This is a genomic window from Streptomyces sp. NPDC054872 (assembly GCF_053610705.1).
Genome location: NZ_JBSGYY010000014.1, coordinates 1 through 22,559, shown reverse-complemented (window position 1 = coordinate 22,559; position 22,559 = coordinate 1). Strand labels below are relative to the sequence as shown.

Below are 22,559 nucleotides of genomic sequence, written 5' to 3'. Positions count from 1 at the left end.
CCGGGCCCCACGTCGTTCGCGCCGTGGGGGGTCAGCCGTTGGGCAGGATGACCGCTCGGCCGTTGATCCGGCCCTCGTGCAGGTGCTCGTACGCCTTCGGCGCGTCCTCCAGCGCGTACCTCTCCACATGCACGTCGATCGCGCCGGAACGGGCCAGGTCCAGGACCTCGATCAGTTCGGCCCTGCTGCCCCAGTACGGGGCGCGGACCGCCGCGTCGTAGGGAGTCGTGCCGAAGCCGACCGCCGCGGCTCCGCCGCCGATGCCGACGATGGTGACGTCCGCCTCGACCGCCGCGCACGCGGTCGCGGTGGCGACGGTGGGCGGGGCGCCGACGAAGTCGAACACCGCCTGCGCGCCGAGGCCGCCGGTCAGCTCACGGACCTTCGTCGCCGCGTGCTCGTCCGACAGGACGGTCTCGTGGGCGCCGACCTGGTGGGCAAGGCGCAGCTTGCCGTCGCTGACGTCAAGGGCGATCACACGCGCCGGGGTCAGCGCCCGCAGCAGCTGGATCGCGACATGCCCCAGGCCGCCGGTGCCGATGACGACGGCGGTGCTGCCGGGGGTCAGCTTGGGCAGGGAGGTCTTGATCGCGTGGTACGGAGTCAGGCCCGCGTCGGTGAGCGGCACGGCGGTCACGGGGTCGAGATCGCCGAGCGGGACCAGGTGACGCGTGTTGTCCACGATCATGTACTCGGCGATGGCGCCGGGCGCCCCGAGTCCGGGCGGGAGGATGCCGAGCTCCGCGGCGCGCGAGCAGTAGTTCTCCTTGCCCTGCGAGCACATCAGGCAGGCTCCGCAGCCCCACGGCCCGTAGACGGCCACGGAGTCGCCGACCGCGAAGCCGGTCACGCCGTCACCCAGCGCGGCCACGGTCCCCGCGCCCTCATGGCCGAGGGTCAGCGGCAGCGGGAAGGTCAGCGCCTCCGCGGGCCAGCTCATCACCGCGATGTCGGAGTGGCACACGCCCGCGGCGGTGACCTTCAGGAGTACCTGGCCGGGGCCCGGCTCCGGGCGCGGGACGGTGACCACCTCGGGGGCGGTGCCGACGCTCCGGTACTGGACGGCCTTCATCTCGGCGGGCAGGCCGGGGCTTTCTTGCGCTGACATCTGGGATGCCTCTTCTCGTTCTTGGCTCGTGCTGTGCGCCTGGTGTCCCCCTCGTCCTCGACTGTACTCCTCAAGATGTCCCAATGGGACACATGACCCACCGGGACATCCCGGGCGTTGTCACTTAACTGCCGATTCCGCCTGCACCGCTCTCAACGCCCTGCAGAATCAAGCGAGTTGACGGGTACTATCAAAAACCTAAGTACCGGCAGCGACCTGCCGTCCATCAGCCATCCACGGGGAAGGCGGCCCGGCCCACATGACACGCAGCTATGACCAGTCCTGTCCGGCGGCGCGCGCCCTGGACGTCGTCGGCGGCCGGTGGTCCCTGCTGATCGTGCGCGAGCTGCTGCTCGGGCCCCGGCGCTACACCGACCTCGTCGCCGGACTACCCGGCATCGGCCCGAACGTCCTGGCAGAGCGGCTGCGCGCACTGCGCGAGGCCGGCGTCATCAGCCAGGCCAAGCTGCCGCCACCGGCCTCCTCGGCGGTCTACGAACTGACCGAACTCGGCGTGGCCATGCGCCCGGTGCTCGACGAACTGACCCGCTGGGGCATGCGACTGCCGACCGTTCCCCGGCCCGGCGACACCTTCCGGCTCAGCTGGGTGCTCGGCTGCCTGCGCGCCAGTTTCCGGCCCGAACTGGCCGGCGGCCTGCGGGAGACGTACGAGTTCCGGGTGGACGGCGACACGTTCCACCTGCGCGTCGACGACGGCGTGCTCGACATCCGCAACGGTGGCGCCCCGGACCCCGTCTGCTCCATCACGACCGACCTCGGGACGTTCCTCGCCGTCGGCGCCCGCCTCGTCGACATCGAGGACGCCGTGGCGCGCGGCCTCGCCCGCCTTGAGGGTGAACTCACGGCCGCCGCCCGGGTGATCGCCATCCTCGGCGCGCATCCCGAGGCGACCGGCGGCCGGCACGGCATCGTCGGAGCCGTCGGTGCCACGTTCCGGCCCGAGCACGCTCGCGGCGTGCGCGAGACCTACGAGTTCGTGATCGGAGACCTGCTCTTCCATGCCCGCGTCGACGACGGCACCGTCGAGACGGGCCTGGGCCCCGCCCCGGACGCTGCCGCGACACTCGTCACCGACCTGGGCACCCTGCTCCAGCTGGGCGCGGGTTCCCTGCCGCTCGAGGACGCGGTCAGCGCCCAGGTCGTCGAAGTGCACGGCGACCTGGAGGCGGCGCTGCGCATGGCGGACGCCTTCGGCGTGGTCCGCGCCGACCGCTCGCCGGCCACTGGCTGACACGTCCGAAACGGTCGGCGAAAGACAGCGGGCCCCGGCGGATCGCAATCCGCCGGGGCCCGCTGTTCACGTTCGGACGACCGCGTGCCCACGTTCGTACGACCGCGGCCGTGTCAGTCCGTGCCGGACTCCATCGCGGCCCGGTCCAGCATCGACTCCTCGTCCGTGGTCTCGCCCCGCGAGGCGATCGCCTCGGCGCCGCCGCCGTCCATGGCACCGATCAGACCGGTCGAGGCCGCCTGCGCGGCGCCGATCGGCGTCGGGTGGCCGGAGCCGACGAGGCCCAGGCCCGCGTACTGCTCCAGGCGCGCACGGGAGTCGGCGATGTCGAGGTTCCGCATGGTGAGCTGGCCGATCCGGTCCACCGGGCCGAACGCCGAGTCCTCGGTCCGCTCCATGGAGAGCTTGTCCGGGTGGTAGCTGAAAGCCGGGCCCGTGGTGTCGAGGATCGAGTAGTCCTCGCCGCGCCGCAGCCGCAGCGTCACCACACCGGTGACCGCCGTGCCGACCCAGCGCTGCAGCGACTCGCGGATCATCAGCGCCTGCGGGTCCAGCCAGCGGCCCTCGTACATCAGGCGGCCCAGGCGCCGGCCCTCGTTGTGGTACGCGGCCAGCGTGTCCTCGTTGTGGATCGCGTTGACCAGGCGCTCGTAGGCGATGTGCAGGAGCGCCATGCCGGGGGCCTCGTAGATGCCGCGGCTCTTGGCCTCGATGATCCGGTTCTCGATCTGGTCGGACATGCCGAGGCCGTGCCGGCCGCCGATCGCGTTGGCCTCCATGACGAGGTCGACCGAGGTGGCGAATTCCTTGCCGTTGATGGTGACCGGGCGTCCCTGGTCGAAGCCGATCGTCACGTCCTCCGTGTCGATCTCCACCGAGGGGTCCCAGAACTTGACGCCCATGATCGGGTCGACGGTCTCGAGCCCGGTGTCCAGGTGCTCGAGCGTCTTGGCCTCGTGCGTGGCGCCCCAGATGTTGGCGTCCGTGGAGTACGCCTTCTCCGTCGAGTCCCGGTAGGGCAGCTCGTGTGCGAGCAGCCACTCCGACATCTCCTTGCGGCCGCCGAGCTCCGTGACGAAGTCCGCGTCCAGCCAGGGCTTGTAGATCCGCAGGTGCGGGTTGGCGAGCAGCCCGTACCGGTAGAACCGCTCGATGTCGTTGCCCTTGAACGTGGAGCCGTCGCCCCAGATCTGCACCCCGTCCTCCAGCATCGCCCGCACCAGGAGCGTGCCGGTCACGGCGCGGCCCAGCGGCGTGGTGTTGAAGTACGGGCGCCCGCCCGACCTGATGTGGAAGGCGCCGCACGCGAGGGCCGCGAGCCCTTCCTCGACCAGCGCCTCGCGGCAGTCGACGAGTCGGGTGATCTCGGCGCCGTACGCCGAGGCGCGGCCGGGCACGGAGGCGATGTCGGGCTCGTCGTACTGGCCGATGTCGGCGGTGTACGTGCAGGGGACGGCGCCCTTGTCACGCATCCAGGCGACGGCGACCGAGGTGTCGAGACCGCCGGAGAAGGCAATGCCGACGCGCTCGCCGGTGGGGAGGGAGGTGAGGACCTTGGACATAGGAAGAGTATGCATGACTTCGCATGACCATGCAACGTCACTCACCTCGGCAAGGGAAACACCCCCAATGCGGGCCCGAGCCGTCCACGGCGCTCCCACATGAGGCGATACGGCTGGTGGCAGGCCGCAACGGCTTAATGCATAGGATGTGCAAGTGCTTGAATACCGCATCAGGACGGCCACCGCCGACGACCTCGGCGCCGCACGAGCCGTCATGCTCGACACCGTCTACCACGACTTCGGCACGGGGTACGTGCCGCGCTGGCACGGCGACATCATCGACCTCGACTCCGCGTACCTGAGGCCCGCGCGCCACACCCTGCTCGTCGCGGTGGACGAGAAGGACGGGGAGGTCGCCGCGACGGCCGCCCTCGACTCCCGCGGCCCCGCCCACCCGCCGAACCCGCGATGGATCGCCGAGCGCTTCCCCTCCGGGGAGACGGCGCAGCTGCGTCGCGTCTACGTGCGGGCCGAGCACCGGCGCCGCGGCCTCGCCAGGCGACTGGTCGGCGCGCTGCTCGACTTCGCGTCGGCGGACGGCGGATACCGGTCCGTCTATCTGCACACCGACCCGGCGGTCACCGGCGCCGAGCGCTTCTGGCGCTCCACGGGGAAGGTGGTGCACGACGAGCGCGAGGACTCCGGCGCATCGCGAGTCGTGCACTTCGAAGTGCCCATGCGGCCATAGCCCCGACAGGTCACGACCCGGACCCCAGACACCTCAGGCACCGCAGCGTTCAGACCGCACCCCGGCAGCGCTAATGGAAATGGTTGTCATGTAGTCTTCGTGGCTGTCACCGCACTTCCGGACCCACATCCACCCGAGAACGAGGACCATGCGCTCCGTCCGCCGCCGTCCCCTCATAGCCGGCCTGCTCGTCGCTCCCCTGCTCACCGGCTGCTTCGCCGCCAAGGACGACGCGTCCGGCGGCTCCGCGGAAGGCGCCCGCCTCAAGGTCGCGCTGGCCTTCCCTCCCTCGGAGAACTTCTCCCCGTACGGCGCCGACGCCACCCTCCTCAGCCGCCTCGGCGTCACCGAGGGCCTGACCGAGCTGGACGCGAACGGCGCCGCCGCCCCCGCGCTCGCCGAATCCTGGCAGCAGGAGAACGACCGCAGCTGGCTGTTCACCCTGCGCCAGGCCGGCTTCCAGGACGGCACCCGCGTCACACCGTCCGCCGTCGCGTCGGCCCTCACCCACGCGGGCAAGGCGAAGCCCGTCACCGCCGCCCTGTCGGGAGCCGCCCTCACCGCCAAGGCCGTCGGCGACGACCGGGTCAGGATCACCACCGCCGACCCCGACCCGACGCTCCCGCTGCGCCTGTCGAGCCCCGGCCTCGCCGTGCTCTCCCCGAAGGCGTACGCGAAGGGCGGCAAGGTCAGCCCGGTCGGCACCGCCACCGGGCCCTTCGAGCTCACGAAGACCACCGGCGCCACCGCGGCCACCCTCGACCGCTTCGACGACTACTGGGGCGGCCGCGCCCAGGCGTCCGGCGTCGACGCGCGGTTCATCGCCGACGGCACCGCGCGCACCAACGCCCTGCGCACCGGCGAGGTGGACATCGCCGAGGCCGTCCCCGTCTCCCAGGCCGCGTCCCTCGACAAGGGCCACGGGCGCGAGACCGCCACGGCACGCACCACGGCCCTCCAGCTCAACACGGAGCGTGGCGCCTTCAAGGACCCCGGCCTGCGCGCCGCGGCCCGCGCCGCGATCGACACCTCCGCGCTCGCCGAGGACGTCTACGAGGGCCACGCCGACACCGGCAAGGGCATCTTCGGCCCCGCCCTGAACTGGGCCGACGGAAAGCGCGAGAAGCCCAAGGGCCGGGCGGGGGCGACGGCACCCGGCGGGAAGTCCATCACCCTGGGCACGTACGACAACCGGCCCGAGCTCCCCGAGGTCGCGCAGGTGCTCAAGCAGCAGCTGCAGAAGGCCGGATTCAAGGTGACCCTCGAGGTGCGCGAGTCGTCCCGCATCGAGGGCGACGCCCTGAACGGCACGTTCGACGCGTTCGTCGGCGCCCGCAACACCATGCTCGACACCGGCGACCCCGTGTCGGTTCTCGCCAGCGACTACACCTGCGACGGCAGCTACAACCTCTCGCAGCTGTGCGACACCTCGGTCGACAAGGCCGTGCGGAAGGCCGAGCACACGGCCGACACCGCGAAGCGGCAGGACGCGGCCATGGCCGCCGAGGCCGCGATCCTCGGCACCGACGCCGTCGTGCCGCTGGTCCACCAGCGGATCATCACGGGCGTCGGCGGCTCCGTACGCGGCGAGATCCTCGACCCGTACGAGCGGACGCTGGTCGCCGCCGGCACCAGGCGCTGAGGGCGGCATGCGCAGGAGCCTCGCCCGCACCGGCGGACCGGTGCTGCTGTGGCGCGTGGTCCTCGGCGCGGCGCTGCTGTGCCTGATCGGCCTGCTGCCCTGGCTGTCGCGCACCGACCCGGCGCTCACCGTGCTCAAGGCGCGGGCGGCGGAGCGCACCCCCACCCCCGAGGCCCTGGCGGCCGTCCGCGGCGAACTCGGCCTGGACGAGGGCCCGTTGCGGCTGCTCGGCCAGTGGACGGGCGGGCTCCTGCACGGGGACGCCGGGAGGTCGTGGATCTCCGGTGAAGCGGTGCTGCCCGCCATGGTGCAGGCCCTGGGCGTCTCGCTGCTGCTCATGTCGGCGGCGCTGGTGGTGGCCGTCGTGACGGCGGGCGCGGTGTGCTCCCGCACCCTGTGGCTCGGCTCCCGTCGCCGCCTCTCCGGGCGCCGCACCTCAGGTGGCGGGGCCGCGGTCGTCGCCGCGATGCCCGAGTTCCTGACCGCATCGGTGCTCGCCACCGTGGTCGGCGTACATCTGGGGTGGCTGCCCGCCCTCGGCTGGTACGGGCCCCAGTGGCTCGTCCTGCCCGCGCTCTCGCTGGGGCTGCCCGCCGGTGCCCTGCTCGGGCGGCTCATCGACGACCTGCTGCCCGGCGCCTTCGCCGAACCGTGGACGCGGGCGGCCGCGGCCCGCGGCATCCCGAGCGGACGCATCGCGCGCCAGGCGCTGCGCCGCTGCCTGCCCGGCCTGCTGCCGAACGTCGGCCTCTTCCTCGTGGGCCTGACCGGTGGCGCGGTCGCCGTGGAGCAGATCTTCGACATCCCCGGGCTCGGCCGCACCACGCTGCAGGCCGCGGTGGCGCAGGATCTGCCCGTCCTGCAGGCCGGAACCCTCGCCCTCGTCCTGCTCGCCGCCGTGGCGGGCGGCCTCTTCCGCCTCGCGTCCCGGCTCACGAGCGGTCCGGCGCTGCGGGACGGAGCCCTGCCCACGCTGCATGTCCCGGCGCCGCCCGCACCCAGCCGGCTGCCGCTGCTGTACGGCGGGGTGCTGCTGGGCGTCATCCTCTTCAGCCTGGCCCGGGATCCTCTCGCCCTGGACACCGCGGCCCGGCTCCAGGCACCCTCCTCGGCGCACCCGTTCGGCACCGACGCCCTGGGTCGCGATGCGCTGGCGCGCGTCGGGCACGGCGCCCTGCACACCCTCGCTCTGGCCCTGGGGATCAGCGCGTTCGCCCTGGTGGCGGGCATCCTGCTCGGGCTGCTGCCGCGCTTCTCCGGCCCGCTGCTCGACACGCTGAACGCGATACCGCCGACGCTCGCGGGACTCCTCGTCGCCGGTGTCGCGGGCAGCGGAGCGGCCACCCCCGCGATCGCCGTGGCCGCCGTCGCCTGGGTCCCGCTGGCCGCCCACACCGCGGCCCTGCTCGACCAAGAACGCGCCACCTTGCACCTGACGGCGACCCGGAGCCTGGGGGCGGGGCGGCGCCACCAGCTGCGGCACCATCTGCTGCCCGCGGTGCTGCCGCCCGTCACCCGCCACGCGCTGCTGCGGCTCCCCGCCGTCGCGCTGGCCCTGGCGGCCCTCGGCTTCCTCGGCCTCGGCTCCCAGCCCCCGTCCCCCGAGTGGGGCCTGCTGCTCGCCGAGAACCAGCCCTACGCCGAGCGCGCCCCCTGGGCCCTCCTCGCTCCGGCGGCCGCGCTCGCCCTCCTGGGAGCCTGCGCGGTGACAGCGGCGGGCGGGGTCCCGGCCCCCCGGTGGCTGCGACGCCGACGACGGCCCGACGCACCCCCTCGCCCGCACGAAGTACCGCTCGCGGAGAGGGACTTGACGACATCAGGAGCGGCCGCCGGGTGAGCCATCGACGTCAACTGTCGCCGCCCACGCGGCTCCGGCCCGCCGAGCGGCCACGACGCGAACGGACCTGGCCGCACCTGTCGCCCCTCCTTCGCCTGCTGATCCTGACCCAACTCGCCTTCAACATAGGCTTTTTCGCCGTCCTGCCCTTCCTGGCCGAGCATCTGGGCGCCGTGATCGGCATGGCGGGCTGGCTGGTCGGTCTGGTGCTCGGCCTGCGGACCTTCAGCCAGCAGGGGCTGTTCGTCGTGGGCGGCGCCCTGACCGACCGGTACGGCGTGCGGCCGGTGGTGCTCACCGGCTGCCTGCTGCGGATCGCCGGCTTCGCCTGGCTCGGTTATGCGCAGCAGACCTGGTCGGTGATCGGCGCGGTGCTCCTCATCGGGTTCGCCGCCGCCCTGTTCTCCCCCGCCGTGGAGTCCGAGGTCGCCCGGCAGGCCGTGCTCTGGGAGGAGTCGGGCCGCGGCCCGCGCACCCGTGTCCTGGCCCTGCTCACCGTGGCGGGCCAGGCCGGCGCGTTCCTCGGTCCGCTCGTCGGCGCGCTGCTGCTCTCCGTCGACTTCCGCACCGTCTGTCTGGCCGGGGCGGGGGTCTTCGTCCTCGTCCTCGCCGGGCACCTGTGGCTGCTGCCGCAGCGCATCCCGGGGCGTGCGCGGATGCGCGTACGAGGAGGTGTGGGCGAGCTGTTGCGCAACCGCCGGTTCCTGGCGGTGTGCTGTGCCTACGGCGCCTATCTCCTGGCGTACAACCAGCTCTATCTCGCCCTGCCGGACGAGGTGGAGCGTACGGCAGGGTCGCAGGCGCCGGTCGCCTGGCTCTTCGCCCTCTCCTCCCTCCTTGTGGTGACCACGCAGCTCCCGGTCACCCACTGGGCGGCGGGGCGCCTCGACGAGCGCCGCTCGATGGCGGTGGGGCTCGTGCTCATCGCCGTCGGGTTCGCCGTCGTGGCCGTCGCGCGGCCGGCCGCCTGGACCGGCGTGGCCGGGCTGCTGCCCGCCGCCGGGTTCGTCGTCCTGCTCACCTTCGGCCAGATGCTGGTAGCCCCCGCCGCCCGGGCCTGGGTCCCGGATCTCACACCCGACGGCAGGCTCGGTCTCTACACCGGGGCGCTGTCGTCGGTCTCCGGCCTGATCGTCCTCGCGGGCAGCGCCGTGACCGGCTCGCTCCTGGACGCCGGGCTGCCGCCGTGGGTGCCGTGGCTCGTGCTCGCCGCGATCCCGCTGCTCGCCGTGACGCTGCTGCCGGGCCGCGCCCGGGCCGGGGGCCGGTCAGCCGGCTGACGCGCCGGGCAGCGCCGACACCGTGAGGGCCGCCAACTCCTCGGGGGTGCGCGGCCCGCCGCCCGCCTCGGCCAGCAGGCCCTTCGTCCGCAGCAGCTCCGCGACGGCGATCCCCCAGGGCAGGCGAAGGCCCGCCCGCGCGAGGAGTTCGCGGTGCGCGAGCATCTCCGCGACCGGCCCGGTGCGTACTCCCGAGGGGGTGAGCAGGGCCGCGTCGTCGGCCCAGCGGAGGGCCAGGTCCACGTCATGGGTGGCCATCACCACGGTCGTTCCCGCGTCCCGCAGGCCTTGCAGAGTGGTCAGGAGGCGTTCCTGGCCGTCGGGGTCGAGTCCCGCGGTCGGCTCGTCGAGGATCAGGACGCGGGGTCGCATCGCCACGGCGCCCGCGATGGCCGTGCGCTTGCGCTGGCCGTAGGAGAGCAGATGGGTGGGGCGGTCCGCCAGCGCGCTGATGTCGAGCGCGGCGAGCGCCTCGGCGACTCTGCCGCGCACCTCGGTGTCCGGCAGCCCCAGGTTCAGCGGCCCGAAGGACACGTCCTGTTCGACGGAAGCGGCGAAGAGCTGGTCGTCCGGGTCCTGGACCACCAGCTGAACGGTGGTGCGCAGCCGGGTGAGCCCCTTGCGGTCGTACGTCACGGGGGTGCCCCCGAGCGTCAATCCGCCCTGGTCCGGGCGGAGTCCGCCGCTCAGGAGCCGCATGAGGGTGGTCTTGCCGCTGCCGTTGCGTCCGAGCAGCGCGAGGGCGCGCCCCTCGGTGACGTCGAAGTCCAGGCCGCTGAGGACGGTGGGCCCGTCCTCGTACGCGTAGGAAGCGGCGCGCAGGGCGACCAAGGACCCGCTCGGCTCGCTCATGGGAGAACCCTTTCCAGTACGAGAGTGAGGACCGTGAGGCCCCCGAGGAGGGCCGCGCTCGCAACCACGAAGGGCCGCGAGATCCTGGCGTCGGGCACCAGCACCCGCAGGGTCCCGTCGTATCCGCGTCCGGCCAGCCCGGCCTGCAGCCGGCTCGCCCGGTCGAAGGCCCGTACGAACGCGGTGGCGCCGAGACCGCCGAGGGAGCGCCAGGTGGCGGCCCGGGTGGTGTGGCCGAGCCGCGCGGCCTGCGCCTGCCGGATCCGGCTCATGGAGTCCAGGAGCAGGAAGCTCATCCGGTACATGACCAGGGCCACGTCCACGACCGGCGCCGGTACGCCCGCCTTCACCAGGCGGGGCAGCAGGTCCGACATGGGGGTGGTGAAGGCGAACAGCAGGACGCCGAGCGAGGCCGCCGACGTGCGCAGGAGCAGTCCGCCCGCCCGCTCGGGTCCGCCGTCCGCGAGCGTGACGAACCCTTCGGGCGCGCCCAGTTGGACGATCAGGGTCAGGGCGCCGGTGACGCAGAAACCCAGGGGCACGCGGTAGGCGCGCCACAGTTTGCGCGGCGGCACACCGGCGGGTCCGAGCAGCACGGTGAGCGCGGCGACGAGGACCAGGGCAGCACCCGGCCAGGGCGGCAGGGAGACGGCGAGGACGGTGAGGCCGAGCCCGAGCACGGCTTTGTCCACGGGGTGGCGGCGGCGCCAGCGACTGCTGTGCGCCGCCGCGTCGATGGGCAGCACGCCGGGTCAGACCTGCCCGGTCCCGGCCCGGGAGCTCTCCCCGTCGGCGGTCCGCTCCTCCGCGGCCCCCTCCTCCGCGGCCGCCTCGGTCCGCGCCGCCTCGGCACCCTGGCGGCGTCCCCTGCGCAGACCGAAGTAGTAGGCGAGGACGCCCGCGCCGAGCGCCGCCTGCAGCGCGAAGAGCGCCGACTCGATCTCCCCGGAGGGGGGTTCGTACAGCGGCGAGAACCAGGGCTCGTAATCCGGCTCGATCTCGGTGATCGCGGTCTCGGCCTGGGCGTCGGACCCGGCGAACGGCTCCTTCTCGTCGTCGCCGAGACCCAGCGCGAGCGGCAGCACCGCCAGCGCGGCGACGATGAGGAGGAGCAGAGCGTTGATCTTCGTGTTCCGGCTCATCAGGCGCTGGCCCCCGTCTCCGTCTCGGTCTTGCTGTCGGTGGTCTTACTGTCGGTGGCCGCCTTCGCGGACGGCTTCTTGCCCTGGAGCAGCACGCCGAGCCGCGTGAGCTCGCCCTTGCTCGACTGCACGAGCAGCCGCATCACCACGACGGTGAGCAGTCCCTCGCTGACCGCGAGGGGGATCTGCGTGACGGCGAAGATGCCGCCGAACTTGCCCAGGGCGCCGATGAATCCGCTGCTGGGGTCCGGGAACGCCAGGGCGAGCTGGACGCTGGTGACGCAGTACGTGGACAGGTCGGCGACGAACGCGCCGAAGAACACGGCCACCATGAGCGGCACGTCGTACCGCTTCAGGAGCCGGTAGACGGCGTATCCGGCCCATGGACCGACGATCGCCATGGAGAACACGTTGGCGCCCAGCGTGGTGAGCCCGCCGTGGGCGAGCAGCAGCGCCTGGAACAGCAGCGTGATGGTGCCGAGCACCGCCATGATCGGCGGCCGGAACAGGATCGCGCCGAGCCCGGTCCCCGTCGGGTGCGAGCAACTGCCCGTGACGGAGGGGATCTTCAGCGCGGAGAGGACGAAGGTGAACGCTCCGGACGCACCCAGGAGCAGTGTGCTCTCCGGGTGTTCCTTGACCTCACGGGTGAGGGAGCGGACTCCGTGGACGACGAACGGCGCGGACGCTACGCCCCAGGCGATCGCGTGCGCCGGCGGGAGGAAACCCTCGGCTATGTGCATGGCTAAGCAGACCCTCTCCAGCACCTCGTGGATGGACAACGCGCCTTGGCCGGTCTCCTGGCTGACGGGTCGTACCGACCGGACTCCGCCTTCCCGGGCGCGTGTTGCGCCCAGTGGCTGCCGCGAGGGCTGGAGCCGGACTTCCCGATCACAGTGGCGAGGGCCGCACCGGCATCACACCGATTTCCCGAGCACCAAGGCGTGGTGACCCTAGTGCGGAATCGAGTGGCCTGACAACTTGCGGGACCGCCTCACCTGTGGCACGCGCGAGCGCACATGACCAGGGCGTACGCCCCTGGTCAGCCCATGTGCACCAGCCTGTGCGCGCCCGTCGTACGCCCCTTCGCGCATGTCCCCGCCCGTCGGGCCCCTTCCCCTCCGTGTCTCACCTCACGGTCCGGAATGTGATCAGTACCGCCCCAGGAGCGCGACCACCCTTTAGCCTGATCCGTGCAGCTGGTTCGCCCTGTCCGCCAGGCAGAGGTGTCGTAAGAGGGAACCCGGTGGGAATCCGGGACTGCCCCGCAGCGGTGAGTGGGAACGACCGCCGTCATACGCACTGGATCCGAGCATGGACCCGGGAAGCGACGGCCAGTAGGGGTCTGCCTCGGCAGATGTGCCCGCGAGTCCGAAGACCTGCCCGTTGCCCGCATGTGATCCCTCATGTGCGGACATCCCGGTGACCTCGTGGGCGGGTCGGCGTACAGATCAGGTGGAGCAAGCACCGCGCGGTTGGCGCGTGTCCGTCCGCCCGGTCCGTCATCCCTTCGCGTCCGTGTCCCGTCCCCGGGATGCTCAGGAGTCATCTCGCGAAGGAGATTTCCGTGACAGCGAAGTCCGCGGCCGCGGCAGCACGGGCCACCGTGTACGGCTACCCCCGCCAGGGCCCCGACCGGGAACTGAAGAAGGCCGTCGAGGGCTATTGGAAGGGCCGTGTCAGCGCCGACGCCCTGCGGGAGACCGCGGCGCGGCTGCGCCGGTCCACCTGGCGGCACCTGGCCGACGCCGGCATTCACGAAGTGCCGACCGGCGACTTCTCGTACTACGACCATGTCCTGGACACCAGCGTCATGGTCGGCGCCATCCCGCACCGGCACCGCGAGGCCGTCGCCACCGACCCCCTCGACGGCTACTTCGCGATGGCCCGCGGCACGCAGGACGTGGCGCCGCTGGAGATGACCAAGTGGTTCGACACCAACTACCACTACCTCGTGCCGGAGCTGGGCCCCGACACCGTCTTCGCCGCCGACTCCGCCCAGCAGGTGGCCGAGCTCAAGGAGGCCGTCGCGCTCGGCCTCGCCGCACGCCCGGTCCTCGTCGGCCCGGTGACCTATCTGCTGCTCGCCAAGCCCGCGCCCGGCGTGGCCGCCGACTTCGAGCCGCTCACGCTCCTCGACCGGCTCCTTCCCGTGTACGCGGAAGTCCTCGCCGACCTGCGCGCGGCGGGCGCCGAATGGGTGCAGCTCGACGAGCCCGCCCTGGTCCAGGACCGCACCCCGGCGGAGCTCAACGCCGCCGCCCGCGCCTACCGCGACCTCGGAGCGCTCACGGATCGGCCTCGACTCCTCGTCGCCTCCTACTTCGGCAGGCTCGGCGAGGCCCTGCCCGTGCTGGCCAAGTCACCGGTCGAGGGACTCGCCCTGGACTTCACGGAGGCCGCCGCCGGCCAGTTGCAGGATCTCGCCGCCGTCGGCGGACTGCCCGGCAAGCGCCTCGTCGCGGGTGTCGTCAACGGGCGCAACATCTGGATCAACGACCTGGAGAAGTCCCTCTCCACCCTGGCCACGCTCCTGGGCCTCGCCGACCGGGTCGACGTCTCCGCGTCCTGCTCCCTGCTGCACGTCCCGCTGGACGCCACCGCCGAACGGGACATCGACCCGCAGGTGGCCCGCTGGCTGGCCTTCGCCCACCAGAAGGCCACCGAGATCGCCACGCTGGCGCGTGCCCTGGCCCAGGGAACGGACACCATCACGGCCGAACTGGCCGCCAACCGCGCCGACCTGGCGTCCCGCTCGGGTTCGGCCCTCACCCACGACCCGGCGGTACGCTCCCGTGTCGCCGCCATCACGGACGCCGATGCCCGTCGCGTCCACGCCTATCCGGAGCGTGCGGCGGCCCAGCGGGCCCGCCTGAACCTGCCACAACTGCCCACGACCACCATCGGTTCGTTCCCCCAGACCACCGAACTGCGCACCGCACGCGCCGACTTGCGCGCGGGCCGCATCGACGCGGACGGCTACGAGGAACGCATCCGCGCGGAGATCCGCGAGGTCCTCGCCTTCCAGGAGAAGGCGGGCATCGACGTCCTGGTGCACGGCGAGCCCGAACGCAACGACATGGTGCAGTACTTCGCCGAACAGCTCACCGGCTATCTCGCCACGCAACACGGCTGGGTCCAGTCGTACGGCACCCGCTACGTACGCCCGCCGGTCCTGGCGGGCGACATCTCACGGCCCGAACCGATGACGGTGCGCTGGACGTCGTACGCCAACTCCCTCACCGACCGCCCCGTGAAGGGCATGCTCACCGGACCCGTCACCATGCTCGCCTGGTCCTTCGTCCGCGACGACCAGCCGCTGGGTGACACCGCGCGGCAGGTCGCCCTGGCCCTGCGCGACGAGGTCAACGACCTGGAGGCCGCGGGGACTTCGGTCATCCAGGTGGACGAGCCCGCGCTGCGCGAGACGCTGCCGCTGCGCGGCGCCGAGCATGCCGCGTACCTGGAGTGGGCCACGGAATCCTTCCGCCTCACCACCAGCGGCGTGCGACCGGACACCCAGATCCACACGCACATGTGCTACGCCGAGTTCGGTGACATCGTCCAGGCCATCGACGACCTCGACGCCGACGTCATCAGCCTGGAGGCGGCCCGCTCACACATGCAGGTGGCACGCGAACTGGCCGAGCACGGCTACCCGCGCGAGGCGGGCCCCGGCGTCTACGACATCCACTCCCCCCGTGTCCCGAGCACCGAGGAGGCAGCGGCCCTGCTGCGCAAGGGACTTGAGGCCATCCCCGCGGATCGCCTGTGGGTGAACCCGGACTGCGGCCTCAAGACCCGCGGCTGGCCCGAGACCAAGGCCTCCCTGGAGAACCTGGTCGCGGCGGCACGGGAGGTGAGGGCGGAGCTGCCTTCGGGCTCCTGACCGCGAAGTGTGAGTGGGGGCGGTCATGTGCGAATCGATAGCCGCCCCGCTCCTTCATCGAGCGCCACCTGCGCACCCTGAACCCCGCCCTTGGGCCCCTCACCCCCCATCCGCATGAGCCACCCGGGACAACAGCCCATGCAACTTCTCCCGCTCCTTGGGACCGAGCGGGGCCAGCAGCTCATCGGTGACCCCCCGCGCCACCTCAGCGGACTCCCGCAGGAAGTCGTGGCCCGCGGGGGCGAGGGCCACGATGCGGCGGCGTCGGTCGTCGGGGGCGGGACGGCGTTCGACGAAGCGGAGGCGTTCCAGGTCGTCGACCAGGCCGACGATCGCACTGGGGTCGTAACCCAGCTCCTGGCTCAGCTTGCGCTGTACCGCGCCCTCCACCGTGGCCAGGTAGCGCAGCAGTGCGTAATGGCGCAGGCGCAGGCCGGATCTCTGGAGGGCCGCGTTGAAGAGCTGACCCGAGCGCAGGCCGAGGCGGTAGAGCAGATAGCCCGCGTCGGCGTGCAGGCCCCGCATCCAGGGCGTGCCTTCGTCCCCGGGTCCTTTCTCCACGGGTGACCGCTTCTTCACGGGCTCGGCGGTGAGCTTCCGGCTGGTCATGAGGGGCGCACTCCCTGATCGGCGGTTCGTCGGCGGACGTCGGTGGTCGGCCGAGGACTCGGCGGGCATCGGCTCCGCTGTATCCCTTGTGCCCGCCAACCCCTCACTTCTCGCCCCCTGGTGAAAGGGTTTCAGCACGGGACTCGTACGCCATGGGTCTGAGCGGGCCGGGTCGCCACCCGGTCGAGCCGTACCCCGCCGCTGCACCCATTCGTGTCCGTGTCGGTGGACCCCGAGCGTTGGGCCGGGTGGGTCGCTGGTGTGGTCCGTTGTGCCGAACCGGCGGCGTGGGGGAATTTTCTGAGGCGGTGTCGGCAAGGCCTAGGTTCCGAGGTTTTTCCGCCTCCAACCCCGTCGAACCGGATCTTCCGAGGATGAGGAATCACTCATGGCTGACCGTCACGCCGGCCCTCCCGGCCAAGCTGCCCGTCCCGCCCGTCCTGCCCGACTCGCCTTCTTCGCGGTGAGTGTGCTGGGCGCGTTCGCCTTGACGGGGTTGCCGGTGGCCGCGGCTGTCGCGCCGCCCGCGCCGCCTCCGCCGGTGCCTGCGCCGCAGTCCTCAGCGGCGCCGGCGCTCCCGTCGGCTGCGCAGACGACAGGTGCCGACAAGCCGTCAGGGGCCATGCTGCAGGCGCTTCAGCGTGATCTGGGGTTGTCGGGTGCGCAGGCGCGCATGCGGTTGGTGAACGAGGCGGAGGCGGGGACCCGGGCCGGTCGGCTGCAGACCGCGCTGGGCAAGAACTTCGCGGGCGCCTGGGTGCAGGGTGCGACCTCCGCCCGCCTGGTGGTGGCGACCACCGATGCCGCGGACGTGACCGCCATCAAGGCGGAGGGGGCGCAGGCCAAGGTCGTCACGCATGGTCTGGGCGAGCTTGAGGCGCTCACGAAGAAGCTGAATGCCGCCGCCGTGGCGGGACGGGGTCAGGAGACGCCGGTGCGCTACGTCGACGTGCGGGCCAACAAGGCGACGGTCCAGGCGACGAGTACCGCCGCCGCCGACAAGCTGATCGCGGCCGCCCAGGTCGACCGGCGGCTCCTGGACGTCAAGGTGTCGGCCGACCGTCCGCGCGCGCTGCACGACGTCCGCGGGGGCGACGCGTATTACATCGACGAGAAGGCCCGCTGTTCGGTGGGATTCTCGGTGACCAAGGGCGCCCAGCAGGGGTTCGCCAGCGCCGGGCACTGCGGCAAGGCGGGCGCCAAGACCACCGGCTTCAACAAGGTCGCCCAAGGTGCCTTCGCGGCGTCGGTCTTTCCGGCCAAGGACATGTCCTGGGTCGCCGTCAACGACCAGTGGACCGCCACGCCCCGGGTGAAGGGCGAGAAGGAGACGGACGTTCAGGTCGCCGGGTCGGTGCAGGCCCTGGTCGGCGCGGCGGTCTGCCGGTCGGGTTCCACCACCGGCTGGCACTGCGGGACCATCGAGCAGCACGGCACCAGCGTGAGCTACGCGGAAGGCGTCATCGAGGGGGTCACGCGCACCACGGTCTGTGCGGAACCGGGTGACTCCGGCGGCTCCTACATCTCCGGCACCCAGGCCCAGGGAGTGACGTCCGGGGGCAGCGGTGACTGCAAAAGCGGCGGGATCACCTTCCATCAGCCGTTGAACCCGCTGCTCGACGAGTTCGGGCTCACGTTGAAGACGGCCCCCGCCCAGCGCGAGCCCAGTACGCAGGAGGCCTCGGGCAGTTGGGGCGCGGGCAGGGTCTACGAGACCGGGACACGGGTGACCTACAACGGCATCACCTATGTGTGTCTGCAGGCGCATCAGGCGCAGGGAGTCTGGCAGCCCGCCCGCACGCCGGCCCTGTGGCAGCGCGTCTGAGCCACGCGTCTCAACTCTGTGCGAGCAGTGCGTACGCCGTTGCCACGAACGTTTCGCGGGCGTGGTAACGGCGGGTGCAGACGGCGGCCAGAGCTGTCGCGGTGTCGGGCCGGTAGCCCAGGAAGGCCTGTTGCCCCAGGGTGGCTCCGCAGTGGAAGTAGAGCGGGCCGTGCTGGGCCGGGTGCTGGAACCAGCCGATGGTGTGCGTGTGGCGATGCCCCCAGCCGCGCCGGATGACCGGGCGGGCTGTCGCCCGCAGGGCCGCGGCCAGGGGGCTGCCCGTCGGGTCGAGGTGGGCTTCGAGGAAGGTCAGCAGGTCGTGCGGGGTGGCACGGACCGCGCCTGCCGCCTTGAAGCCGCCGATGGTCAGCGGGGGCGTGGGTGTGGTGCCGTCCTTGCGGTGGCCGGTGGCGTCGGTGTCCGGGCCTGCGGGGCGCACGGCCGTGCCGTCCAGCCGCAAGGGGCGCAGCACCTGCCCGGTGAGCAAGTCGTCCCAGGGGGTGGCGGTGGCGGCGGTCAAGGCGTGACCGAGCACGGCGACACCGAAGTTGGAGTAGTGCCAGCGGGATCCGGGCCGCCGGGGTGGACGGCGGCGTACGAAGGCGTCGATCACGTGGCGGTCCTGGAACCCGGCGTAGGGGTTGGTGCGCCAGGTGGGCAGGGCCCGGGGGTAGAAGTCGGCGGGCAGGGCGGGCAGCCCGGAGGTGTGGGTGATCAGGTGGGCGAGGGTGACGGGGTCCGCGCCGGTACGTCGTGCCGGGGCGAGGAGGGAGAGGGCCGGCTCGCCCGCGGAGAGGACGCCGGATTGTGTCAGGTGGGCCAGGAGCAGCGCGGTGAACGCCTTGGAGGCCGACCCGATCTCGTACCGCAGCTGGTCACGCGGGACGGACGGCGGCGGCCCCGTGCCCCCGCAGCGCACCGTGCGCCGACCGTCGCGGGACAGCGCGAAGACGACGTCGGGCGCCCGCACCGCTGCGATGGCGTCATCAAGCCGTTGGTGCACCGTCTCGTCGTCGCCCTCCGGGCGGTCCTCCGCCGGGGGACGGCGGGGCGAGTCTTCGGTGGCGTCGCGTGGCTCGCCCGGCCAGGGCGTGTGCGGGAGCGTCATGTGGGTGTGGAGTGGCTGAGTCGCGTCAGGGCGCGGGAGGTGGCCATGACGGAGGCGAAGGCGGCGACGAGTGTGGGGTGGTAGATGAGGTCGAAGAGTTCTTCGGGCTCGCCCTGCGGGATGGTGCGTACGGCGGGCATGGCGCCGTCGGGCTGCTGAGCGGCGGCGAAACCCTCCCAGGCCCGCTCGTCGAGGGTGGGGCGGGGCAGGCAGGCGTCGACGACGAGGAGTTCGCCCAGCAGGTCCCAGCGCTCCAGGTCGAGCCAGTCGTCCAGCCAGGCGGGCAGCCAGGCGCTCAGGTAGTCGGCGATCGGGGGCGGGATGCTGTCCGGGCTTTTGCCCCAGTCGGTGAGATGGAAGACGGTGTGGGTGATGTCGTAGGCCGTGTGCCCTTCCACGGTCCAGGGTTCGGGGGTGCGCCCCAGCCATGTCCGGCCGACGACCTCGGCTTCCGGCGGTCGGGGCTCGAGCCCGCCGCGGCGTTGGAACGCAGAAAGCCCGAGACGGCGCACGGGTGACATCTCGTGGGCGGCGAAACTCTCCAGGCTCTGGTTGTGCCGGACCATCTGCTCGAAGGCGGGGTGGCTGTAGCCCAACTCCTTGAAGGGGAGGTAGACCTCGAAGGGGATGGGCGAGAGCAGCTCGATGCGCTGGGCGCGCACCAGCATCTGGCCGCCGTCCAGGGTGTCGCGCCAGGCGTGGTCGAGCAGTTGCCGCGCCAGCTGCGCCTGCCGGGATCCGGCGACCCCTTCGCGGAACAGCACCGCGCAGATGAGGGCCAGTTCGCCGACCGGTTTGAAGCGCTCCAGAAAGCCCACTTCCGGGTCGACGTCCGGTTCCAGGCGAAACCCGTCGCGGTGGGCGTGCAGCCATTCCAGGGCGCGGCTGCCGACGGTGTGCATGAGGCGGGTGCTGGTCATCTCGACACTCCTCGTCCCCGCTGTCCGTCCTGTTCCCGATGCGCGGGCCGCGGATGTTCCGGCCGCGCGCGTGCGTGTGCCCTCCCGGTCGCCGCGGCGGTGGTGTCGCTGTCCTCGTGCAGCGCTCCGGCGGTCAGTACGGCGGCGAAGGCCGTCATCAGCGTCGAGTGGTAGCAACCGATGAAGTCGTCCGCAGGCTCCCGGCCGCCCCGTCCGGCGCCGATCTCCGGAACGGCGCCGGACGCGGCCTGCGCTCGGGCGAGTCGCGTCCAGGCGTCCCGCAGCATGGTGCGGTCGGGCGGGCCGGGAAGGCTGCCCGCCACGGCCAGCAGCTCGCAGCTCAGGTCCCACCGCTCGTCTTCCAGGCAGGTGTCCAGCCAGGGCGGAAGCCACTGCGACAGGTAGGCGGCGACCTTCGGGGGCACATGGTGCGGGGCCGCGCCCCAGTCGGTGAGGTGGAAGATCACATGGGTGAGCGTGTAACCGGCGTCCCCTTCGAACATCCAGGGCTCCGGCAGGCCGCCGAGCCAGGTGCGCTCCAGCGCGTGTTCCATGCCTTGGTGCGGTCGCATGCCGCTGTGGCGTTCGGAGTTGAGGATGCCGAGGCGCCGGTTAGGCTGCTGCTCGGTCACCTGCCAGGAGCGGGTGCGGGTCACCGTGGCGGCCGCCTTCTCGAAGCCCTCGTGGCGCAGCCCGGCCGAGGCGAACGCCGCGTAGATCTCCAACGGGTACGTCGCGAAGGGCTCCAGGCGCTGCAACCGGCACAGGAGGTCGCCCTGACCGGTCTGCCGCCAGGCGAAGGCCAGCAGTTCACGTGCCTGCTCGTGCAGCGCCGTGGACGCCTCGCTGTGCCGGCGCACGGTGACGCACACATGCGCCAGTTCTCCCAGCGGCTTCCAGGTGAAGTTCACGTTGCCGCACTCGGCCAGTGCGTCGTCCCCGAGCGCGAAGTCGTCACGGTGCTCGGACACCCAGGCGAGCGCCGACCCGGCGACCCCCCGGACGTCGCGCGCCCTCACCCCGGCGCTCCGGCCCGCAGCAGTTGCGCCGCCTCCACCTGCAGCACCACGCGAGGATCCGCACTGCCCATGTGGGCCACGAACTCCAGCCCGGCCTCGAGGCCGAGCGTCTGCGGCACGTCGTCGAGCAGGACCAGCCAGCGGCCCGCTCCCGCGGCTTGCAGCCAGTCGCGGCGGCGGACCGCACGGACGAAGCCGCGGGCCACGTCCACGGGCCGCGTGCGGGCCACCTGGGCGACCGCGCAGTCGGCCCCGGGCATCGCGAGGGGGGCCAGCACGGCGAGTTGATGGGTCAGCACCTGCCACGGGGCGTCCTCCAGCCAGGCCGCCCGGGGCTGTGTCGCGTGGTCGGGCGCGCCGTCGAAGGAGGCGTCGAGTCCCGCCAGTGTCCGTCGCATGGCCCAGTGGCTCCACAGTGACGTGGGTGAGGCATCGGCGGGGGGCGGATAGGCCCGCACGGCTTTGCCGAACAGGGCGAGATCGTCGGGTTCGAGCGGTGCGCGGCGCAGGACGCCCGGCAGAACGGCATCGGCACCCACCACCCGTACGGCGGCGAGAGCGAGGCCGTCGGCGGCCGCCCCGTCGGGCCCCGCCACGCTGCCGGTCAACCGGAACCGGCCCCCGCTCCGAAGAGCGGAGACCAGTTCCATGGTGAGGCCCTGCACCGCGCCCGCCAGAGGCGTCGTAGTGCCTGAGTCCTCCATACCTGGGCCCGTCAAGCCTTCTTGGGCCGCGGTGTCGGAGGCGACAACAGCAGGGAGATCGTCCCGCCCGTCAGGGCCAGTGCCGCACACTCGCGGCTGTCGCGGTAGGAGCCGTCGGCCTCGACCGGGTCGAGAGCCGCCTCGACGTCCAGCGTTTCGGCTACGTCCTGATCTGTGAATTCGGTGGAAGCCATGCTTCTACCTCTTCCATCATAGAACGCCGGGTCACCCACGTAATGCCAGCGCGTTTCCCGCACGTACTGCCAGTCGTGGAAACTCAGCGCATGGATTTCCTTTACCTCACACGCATCAGGAAAATGCGCGAATGAGGCAAGGCCTTACATGCCGCACGCCTCTGAACTGCTCTCTTCGAGGCGCCTTTATAAGCCTAGACGAACACACACGGAGCAGCATCCGCAGGCAATATTTGGCATATCAACTATCCCGACCTGTACGGGCATTGGGCGGGCATTGGCCGGTGCGGAGACATCGGGCGCAAAGAATGCACCCCCGGGGCGGAATATGCCAGTGTCACGCGGCCATCTGATTCAGCGCACGCGACCGCGCGGCTTCAGGGGCACCGGCGGAAGTTCCGGAGCAGGCAGCGGCCCACCGTCATACCCCTTCACCTCGCCGAAGCGATGGCCGGCCATCCAGTCCGAACGCGCTTGCGCGATCTCCTCGTTGGACCGCCCGATGAAGTTCCACCACATAGCCGGTGCTTCGCTGCTTTGCGCAGGTCAGAGCCATCTCGGCCCTCAGGCGGTCAGCAAACCGTCAGCATCGGACCTGAGGAGTCGGCGACACGATGGCGAGCAAGACCCTGGCGCACGGCATGGGCACCTTCTTCAAGGACTGCGATCACGCCCAAGCGAGATGGCCGAAGTGCCCGCACCTCTACAAGATCCAATTCCGAAACGCCGCTGGGAAGCAGACCGTCGAGTCCGGGTTCGAGACCGATGCCGCGGCTATAACACGCTTGACTGATATCTACAACGCGAAGAGGGCTGCCCCCAGCCGCGCGAGCAAGGCGGTTCGTGTTGCGAAGTATGGGGCGATGCGGTTCGAGGAGTACGCGACGGAGTGGCGGGAGAGCCAGCGTCATCTGGAGGGCTCCTCGCT

The 22,559-nt window shown here is 71.9% G+C and carries 19 protein-coding genes, 2 pseudogenes and 2 riboswitches; of the genes and pseudogenes, 8 read left to right on the top strand and 13 right to left on the bottom strand.

Going from position 1 to position 22,559, the window contains the following annotated elements; all coding sequences use genetic code 11:
- Positions 1–31: 31 nt before the first annotated feature.
- Positions 32–1,072 carry an NAD(P)-dependent alcohol dehydrogenase gene (locus ACWGIH_RS18770; RefSeq protein ID WP_453448010.1) on the bottom strand — a complete coding sequence of 347 codons (1,041 nt, stop codon included), beginning with the start codon at positions 1,070–1,072 and terminating at the stop codon, positions 32–34.
- Positions 1,073–1,367: 295 nt separating this feature from the next.
- Here ACWGIH_RS18770 and ACWGIH_RS18765 point away from each other — a divergent pair, with 295 nt between their 5' ends.
- On the top strand, positions 1,368–2,360 hold the full coding sequence (locus ACWGIH_RS18765) for a winged helix-turn-helix transcriptional regulator (protein ID WP_453448003.1): 993 nt from the start codon (positions 1,368–1,370) through the stop codon (positions 2,358–2,360).
- 113 nt (positions 2,361–2,473) lie between these two features.
- Here the strand turns inward: ACWGIH_RS18765 and argG are convergent, their stop codons facing one another.
- Positions 2,474–3,922 carry an argininosuccinate synthase gene (gene argG / locus ACWGIH_RS18760; RefSeq protein WP_453452469.1) on the bottom strand — a complete coding sequence of 483 codons (1,449 nt, stop codon included), beginning with the start codon at positions 3,920–3,922 and terminating at the stop codon, positions 2,474–2,476.
- A gap of 154 nt (positions 3,923–4,076) precedes the next feature.
- Here argG and ACWGIH_RS18755 point away from each other — a divergent pair, with 154 nt between their 5' ends.
- The 4 genes from ACWGIH_RS18755 to ACWGIH_RS18740 all read left to right on the top strand — a co-directional run bounded on the left by ACWGIH_RS18755 (position 4,077) and on the right by ACWGIH_RS18740 (position 9,369).
- On the top strand, positions 4,077–4,610 hold the full coding sequence (locus ACWGIH_RS18755) for a GNAT family N-acetyltransferase (protein ID WP_453452470.1): 534 nt from the start codon (positions 4,077–4,079) through the stop codon (positions 4,608–4,610).
- Positions 4,611–4,758: 148 nt separating this feature from the next.
- Positions 4,759–6,252, top strand: a complete 1,494-nt coding sequence (locus tag ACWGIH_RS18750) for an ABC transporter substrate-binding protein (RefSeq protein ID WP_453452471.1) — start codon at positions 4,759–4,761, stop codon at positions 6,250–6,252.
- Positions 6,253–6,259: 7 nt separating this feature from the next.
- Positions 6,260–8,089, top strand: coding sequence for an ABC transporter permease subunit (locus ACWGIH_RS18745; RefSeq protein WP_453452472.1), 1,830 nt, complete (start codon positions 6,260–6,262; stop codon positions 8,087–8,089).
- Positions 8,090–8,103: 14 nt separating this feature from the next.
- Positions 8,104–9,369 carry an MDR family MFS transporter gene (locus ACWGIH_RS18740; protein WP_453452484.1) on the top strand — a complete coding sequence of 422 codons (1,266 nt, stop codon included), beginning with the start codon at positions 8,104–8,106 and terminating at the stop codon, positions 9,367–9,369.
- Here the strand turns inward: ACWGIH_RS18740 and ACWGIH_RS18735 are convergent.
- Genes ACWGIH_RS18735 through ACWGIH_RS18720 form a run of 4 tightly spaced genes read right to left on the bottom strand, consistent with a single transcriptional unit; the run spans position 9,358 to position 12,106 of the window.
- Entirely contained in the window at positions 9,358–10,221 is an 864-nt protein-coding gene (locus ACWGIH_RS18735; RefSeq protein ID WP_453452473.1) for an energy-coupling factor ABC transporter ATP-binding protein, read from the bottom strand. The two genes, ACWGIH_RS18740 and ACWGIH_RS18735, sit on opposite strands and share 12 nt — an antisense overlap.
- On the bottom strand, positions 10,218–10,967 hold the full coding sequence (gene cbiQ, locus ACWGIH_RS18730; protein ID WP_453452474.1) for a cobalt ECF transporter T component CbiQ: 750 nt from the start codon (positions 10,965–10,967) through the stop codon (positions 10,218–10,220). Before cbiQ ends, ACWGIH_RS18735 begins: the two co-directional genes overlap by 4 nt.
- 6 nt (positions 10,968–10,973) lie before the next feature.
- Entirely contained in the window at positions 10,974–11,363 is a 390-nt protein-coding gene (locus tag ACWGIH_RS18725; protein ID WP_453452475.1) for an energy-coupling factor ABC transporter substrate-binding protein, read from the bottom strand.
- Entirely contained in the window at positions 11,363–12,106 is a 744-nt protein-coding gene (locus ACWGIH_RS18720; RefSeq protein ID WP_453452476.1) for an energy-coupling factor ABC transporter permease, read from the bottom strand. Before ACWGIH_RS18720 ends, ACWGIH_RS18725 begins: the two co-directional genes overlap by 1 nt.
- A 30-nt stretch (positions 12,107–12,136) precedes the next feature.
- A riboswitch (cobalamin riboswitch) is annotated at positions 12,137–12,320 on the bottom strand.
- 226 nt (positions 12,321–12,546) lie between these two features.
- Positions 12,547–12,764: riboswitch (cobalamin riboswitch) on the top strand.
- A gap of 166 nt (positions 12,765–12,930) precedes the next feature.
- Here ACWGIH_RS18720 and metE point away from each other — a divergent pair.
- Positions 12,931–15,252, top strand: coding sequence for a 5-methyltetrahydropteroyltriglutamate--homocysteine S-methyltransferase (gene metE / locus ACWGIH_RS18715; RefSeq protein ID WP_453452477.1), 2,322 nt, complete (start codon positions 12,931–12,933; stop codon positions 15,250–15,252).
- Between the two features lie 99 nt (positions 15,253–15,351).
- Here the strand turns inward: metE and ACWGIH_RS18710 are convergent, their stop codons facing one another.
- Positions 15,352–15,861: a MarR family winged helix-turn-helix transcriptional regulator gene (locus ACWGIH_RS18710; RefSeq protein ID WP_453452478.1), complete on the bottom strand. Its 510-nt coding sequence runs from the start codon at positions 15,859–15,861 to the stop codon at positions 15,352–15,354.
- Between the two features lie 622 nt (positions 15,862–16,483).
- Between ACWGIH_RS18710 and ACWGIH_RS18705 the strand changes: the two genes are divergently transcribed.
- Positions 16,484–17,686 carry a carbohydrate-binding protein gene (locus tag ACWGIH_RS18705; RefSeq protein WP_453452479.1) on the top strand — a complete coding sequence of 401 codons (1,203 nt, stop codon included), beginning with the start codon at positions 16,484–16,486 and terminating at the stop codon, positions 17,684–17,686.
- A 10-nt stretch (positions 17,687–17,696) separates the two neighbouring features.
- On the opposite strand, the gene ACWGIH_RS18700 is transcribed toward ACWGIH_RS18705, so the two are convergent.
- From ACWGIH_RS18700 to ACWGIH_RS18675, 6 genes and pseudogenes are all read right to left on the bottom strand, one after another.
- Positions 17,697–18,794 (bottom strand): serine hydrolase domain-containing protein, encoded by a 1,098-nt coding sequence (locus ACWGIH_RS18700; RefSeq protein WP_453452480.1) that lies wholly within the window; start codon positions 18,792–18,794, stop codon positions 17,697–17,699.
- Positions 18,791–19,714 carry a DUF6895 family protein gene (locus ACWGIH_RS18695; RefSeq protein ID WP_453452481.1) on the bottom strand — a complete coding sequence of 308 codons (924 nt, stop codon included), beginning with the start codon at positions 19,712–19,714 and terminating at the stop codon, positions 18,791–18,793. Before ACWGIH_RS18695 ends, ACWGIH_RS18700 begins: the two co-directional genes overlap by 4 nt.
- The gene (locus ACWGIH_RS18690; protein ID WP_453452482.1) at positions 19,711–20,733 is read right to left on the bottom strand and encodes a DUF6895 family protein; all 1,023 of its coding nucleotides are present in this window, start codon (positions 20,731–20,733) and stop codon (positions 19,711–19,713) included. Before ACWGIH_RS18690 ends, ACWGIH_RS18695 begins: the two co-directional genes overlap by 4 nt.
- Positions 20,730–21,437, bottom strand: a complete 708-nt coding sequence (locus tag ACWGIH_RS18685; RefSeq protein WP_453452483.1) for a hypothetical protein — start codon at positions 21,435–21,437, stop codon at positions 20,730–20,732. Before ACWGIH_RS18685 ends, ACWGIH_RS18690 begins: the two co-directional genes overlap by 4 nt.
- Before the next feature lie 11 nt (positions 21,438–21,448).
- The gene (locus tag ACWGIH_RS18680) at positions 21,449–21,631 is read right to left on the bottom strand and encodes a hypothetical protein (RefSeq protein WP_363207207.1); all 183 of its coding nucleotides are present in this window, start codon (positions 21,629–21,631) and stop codon (positions 21,449–21,451) included.
- A 354-nt stretch (positions 21,632–21,985) separates the two neighbouring features.
- Positions 21,986–22,162 (bottom strand): annotated as a pseudogene (locus ACWGIH_RS18675) (pirin family protein); the annotation flags it as partial.
- A gap of 83 nt (positions 22,163–22,245) precedes the next feature.
- Between ACWGIH_RS18675 and ACWGIH_RS18670 the strand changes: the two are divergent.
- Positions 22,246–22,559: pseudogene (locus tag ACWGIH_RS18670) on the top strand (tyrosine-type recombinase/integrase); the annotation flags it as partial.